Below are 4,462 nucleotides of genomic sequence, written 5' to 3'. Positions count from 1 at the left end.
CATCTCCACCATTCCTTCAACTGGGAAAATGCCGCCCCCGGGGCCCGGATAGGACCTCGGGGGCGTTCGGTTAACTGCGGGAGCGTGCCGTCAGCTCAATGTGTTCGGTTGGGATCGGAAATCAACCGTCCGTTCACGTCCGTAAACGGCGAGAAACCAAGAAGGGCCCCGGATGACCGGGGCCCTTCGAGCGCTCGCTATCGCATCAGGCGACTACATCCAACCGAGGAAGGACATAAGGATGCTGACGGCGATGATGCCGAGGATGATGACCAGAACGTTGGCCTTCTTCTTGAAGAGCCAATAGATCAGGAACACGGCGCACAGGGGCAGCAGGTTCGGGATCACGTTGTCGAACACGCTCTGGACCGTCGTGCCCTCCATGCCGAAGGCGAGGTCCTCGCTGAAGGCGATGGAGACGTAGGACGGGATCAGGCCGCCGACGACCATCACGCCGAGGATACCAGCGGCCTCGGTGAGGTACTTGGTGTACTCGGACATGGAGGTAACCAGCTTGGTACCGAGGGTGTAACCCAGGCGACCGAAGAGGATACGCGAGATGGCCGCGAGGAACCAGATCGCGATGTAGAGGATCGGGCCGAGGACGGAGCCGTCCTGGGCGAGCGAGCAGCAGATGGCCGCGGAGATCGGCAGAACGGTGAACCAGAAGATGGTGTCGCCCACACCGGCGAGCGGGCCGAAGAGGCCGTTACGGATACCTTCGATGACCTTGCGGTCCTCGCCCTTCTCCTCCATGGAGAGGATGAGGCCCATCATGAAGGTGGCCATATGGGGCTCGGTGTTGACGAACTCCATGTTGTACGTCATGAACTCGGAGATGTCTTCCTTCGAGTCACCGTACATCTTCTTGAACGCGGGCAGCATGGACTCGGTGAAGCCGAGGGCCTGCATACGCTCGAAGCTGAAGCCGGACTGCTCGATGACCGAGTACAGGGACATCTTGTCGAGATCGGCCTTGCTGAGCTTCTTGACCGGCTGGCCGGTCTTGGTGAGAGCGGTCTTCTCGTTAGAGCTCATTGTCGTCATCTCCCATCACAGCCACGGAACCGGACTTCATGAGCGCGGCGACATCGTCGGCCTTCTTCTCATGCGAGAAGTTGATGTAGGCGAGCGCGGCGCCCACGATAGCGATCGGGAGCACGTTGGTCATCTCGAGGAAGGTGGCCATCACGAAGCCGAGGAACAGGTAGGCGACGTTCTGGGCCTTCAGCATGACCATGAGCAGCAGGCCAAGGCCGACGGCGGGCAGGATGCCGCCCGCGACCTCGAAGCCATGGATGAGCCAGGTCGGGAAGGAGTTGACGAACATCTGGATGGGCGTCTGGAGTGCATAGGAGCACAGGAAGACGATGATGCCCGTGGTCGCGGCCTTGACGAAGATGCCGAAGTACACGGTGGCACGGAAGCCGGCGGTATCGGCCTTCTTGGCCAGCTCGTCGCCACGGTGGGCAAGAGCGACGAAGACGGTGTTCCACATGATGCCGACCCACTGGGCGAGCAGGGCGAACGGCAGGGACAGGCCGATGGCGGCATCGGGCGACTGGCCCGTGGTGTACGCGATGACGACGGTCATCATACCGGCCATCAGCGGATCGGGCGGAACCGTGCCGCCGACGGTCAGCAGGCCGAGGTAGGAAAGCTCCGCTACGGCGCCGCAGGCTACACCGAGTTCGATGTCACCAAGGACGATACCGGCGAAGAACGCCACGACCATGGGACGGAACCAGTAGAAAGCCTCCCAGCACTGGTCTACGCCGCAGACAAAGCCCACGACGAGCAGGAGAAGACCTTGGATAAGTGTGATTTCCATTTTCCCTCCAATACGTACCTACAGAATCCGGTCCTTGTTGCTGTACACCTCCTTGCAGCCAGACCCCTTTTCCATCAGAGCGCGCGGTGGTGCGGTGACGCCACCTTAGGCGTCGTACTTCTTGTCACCGGGCGCGATCTGAACGTAAACCTTGACTCCCTTGGCCTTCATGGCCTCGAAGTCGGCAACATCGTCATCATCGACGTAGACATGCTGCTCGTGGAAGACGCGCTTGCCCTCGCCCACGTGCATGTTGCCGATGTTGACTTCCTTGATGGGCACGCCGCCGTCCACAAGCTTGCGCATGTTCTGCGGGTTGCGGGCGACGATGAAGATGCGCTGGTCGGGCTTGGCCGTCGAGATCTTCTCGATCGTGCGGTCGAGCGACCAGAACAGGATGCGCAGGTTGGGATTGACCGAGACGGTCATCTTCATGAGTTGCTTCTGCACGTCGTCATGCTCGACCTCATCATCGGCGACGATGATGATGTTCGCCTGGGACGCGCCGACCCACGAGTTGCCGACCTGGCCATGGACCAGACGGTTATCGATACGGGCAAGGACGATATTGGGTTCCGCCATGTTTCCTCCTCCATCGAAGGTCTGATACGCAAGATCACCATATCGCTTGTCCGTTACGGCGCTGTTTCCCGCCTGATGCGCGCGGGCTCCGTTGACCTTGCGTTAATAAGACATCGCAATACATGTTCCTGCTGTCTTAAATATGGCGCTGATATGGGCGACCGGCAACCGTTTTTCCACGAGCGGCACCATACGACAGGTAAACGTATGAATCAGCAAGAAGATGCACCATGATGCTTAAGAGTTAACTATAATAGAAAGTTTAACGCTCTCTCGGCCGTGTGCGACCCATGAAGCATCGGAACATACCCACCGCATCTTGAGCCAACCCCTGGTAAGGTATACAGTAGTCTCACTTGTCTTATATTGTATGGTTCGAGGGGGACCCATGAAGCATTCCGGATACCTGGCATTGTTCGGCACCGCGCTCCTCTGGAGCTTCAGCGGCGTGCTCGTGGCCTCGAACCACCTGTCGGCGGTGCTGGTGTCCGCGGGCAACGCGCTGTTCGCCATCATCTCATGCGTCCTCATCGCCCGGCCCAAACTGCACTTCAACCCCCTCATCATCGCCGTCGGCATCGCGCAGTTCATCGTCGCGATCACCTTCAACGCCGGCAACCAGCTCTCGACCGTGGGCAACGTCATCGTGCTGCAGTACTGCTCGATGATCTTCGTGATCGTCTACCAGTCCATCGACACGCGCAAGCTCCCGCCGGTAAAGCAGGTGGTGTTCGTCACGCTCGCCATCTTGGGCATGGTGCTCTTCTTCTTCGACGAGCTGAGCCCCGAGGGCGCGCTCGGCAACCTCTGCGCCATCGTGTCGGGCATCTTCTTCGGGCTCATGTTCTATCTCAACTCGAAGCCCAGCTCGGATGCCGTGATCTCCTACATGATCTCCTGCGTCATCGCCATGGCGGTGGGCGCCGCCTCGCTCGTCACGGCAGGCGGGCTCCCCCGCTTCACGTTCCAGGACATCGCGAGCATGGCGGTGAACGGCTTCATCTGCCAGGGGATCGCGAGCGTGCTGCTCGCCCACGGGCTCAAGTCCGTCCCGCCGTTCAGCTCGAACCTCATCTGCATGAGCGAGGTCATCCTGGCGCCGCTGTGGGCGTTCATCCTCTTCGGTCAGGGGTTCGGCCGCTTCGCCCTTATCGGCGCGGCGCTCATCGTGCTCTCCATCGTCCTCAACCTGCACTTCGAGCAGCAGCAGAACGCCGCGGCGGAAGACGCCTCGCACGAGGATGCGGAGCTTGAGGATGCGGTTCTCGAGGGAGCGGGGACCTACAGCGCGAACGAGTAGCGCGCCCCGATGATGACCTGCTTGCCCATGTACATGGGTGCGCCGTCGGCATCGCAGTAGTTCGCCTCGAGCACGAAGAGCGGCTCGCCGGCGGGCACCTGCAGGTAGGTGACCAAATCGCCCGCGGCGCGGTTCGAGGTGAGCATGCAGTTGCCCACCATGTGCGGCACCCTGCCCGTATGCTTCTCGATCACCTGGTAGAGCGACCCACCCTCGAGCGGGGCGCTCTCCAGGAACTCGAAGCCCGTCGGCGCGAAGCGGTTCTCCTCGAACATGATGCGCACACCGTCCGCCGTGCGGACGCGCTTGACGCTCAGGAGCTCCTGGTCGGGTTCGATCCCGAAGAACGCGCACTCCTCTTCGTTCGGGGCGACGCGCGTCACCTCGAGCTCGATGGCGCCCGGCTCCATGCCGCCGCGCCGGCAGGCGTCGGTGAAGCTGATGACGTCGATGTCCACGCGGGGATGCGTGAGCACCATGTCGCGCGAACTCTTGACGTAGGTGCCCTTGCCGCGGCGCTTCTCGAGGTACCCCGCCTCCGCGAGCTCGTCGAGGGCATGGCGCACGGTCACGCGGCTCACGTGGTAGAGGTCGCAGAGCTGCTTCTCGCTCGGCAGCTTGTGGTTGATTTCCGATCCCAACCGAACACATTGAGCTGACGGCACGCTCCCGCAGTTAACCGAACGCCCCCGAGGTCCTATCCGGGCCCCGGGGGCGGCATTTTCCCAGTTGAAGGAATGGTGGAGATG

Annotated in this window: 5 protein-coding genes; 1 reads left to right on the top strand and 4 read right to left on the bottom strand. The window is 61.4% G+C overall.

The window, feature by feature from the left end:
- Positions 1 to 213: 213 nt before the first annotated feature.
- The 3 genes from FS885_RS09695 to agaB all read right to left on the bottom strand — a co-directional run bounded on the left by FS885_RS09695 (position 214) and on the right by agaB (position 2,413).
- Positions 214 to 1,038 (bottom strand): PTS system mannose/fructose/sorbose family transporter subunit IID, encoded by an 825-nt coding sequence (locus tag FS885_RS09695; protein ID WP_144744828.1) that lies wholly within the window; start codon positions 1,036 to 1,038, stop codon positions 214 to 216.
- The gene (locus FS885_RS09690; protein ID WP_144744827.1) at positions 1,028 to 1,831 is read right to left on the bottom strand and encodes a PTS sugar transporter subunit IIC; all 804 of its coding nucleotides are present in this window, start codon (positions 1,829 to 1,831) and stop codon (positions 1,028 to 1,030) included. Before FS885_RS09690 ends, FS885_RS09695 begins: the two co-directional genes overlap by 11 nt.
- 105 nt (positions 1,832 to 1,936) lie before the next feature.
- A complete protein-coding gene (gene agaB / locus FS885_RS09685) occupies positions 1,937 to 2,413 on the bottom strand; it encodes a PTS galactosamine transporter subunit IIB (RefSeq protein ID WP_144744826.1) in 477 nt (158 codons plus the stop codon).
- 388 nt (positions 2,414 to 2,801) lie between these two features.
- On the opposite strand from agaB, the gene FS885_RS09680 reads away from it, so the two are divergent.
- Positions 2,802 to 3,713, top strand: coding sequence for a DMT family transporter (locus FS885_RS09680; protein ID WP_186365854.1), 912 nt, complete (start codon positions 2,802 to 2,804; stop codon positions 3,711 to 3,713).
- Here FS885_RS09680 and FS885_RS09675 read toward each other — a convergent pair.
- Complete coding sequence (locus tag FS885_RS09675) at positions 3,695 to 4,354, bottom strand: GntR family transcriptional regulator (protein ID WP_186365853.1); 660 nt, start codon at positions 4,352 to 4,354, stop codon at positions 3,695 to 3,697. The two genes, FS885_RS09680 and FS885_RS09675, sit on opposite strands and share 19 nt — an antisense overlap.
- Between the last annotated feature and the right edge of the window lie 108 nt (positions 4,355 to 4,462).

Source organism: Enorma burkinafasonensis, from assembly GCF_902150035.1.
Classification (GTDB): Bacteria; Actinomycetota; Coriobacteriia; order Coriobacteriales; family Coriobacteriaceae; genus Enorma; species Enorma burkinafasonensis.
This window is presented reverse-complemented; position numbering and strand designations above follow the sequence as displayed.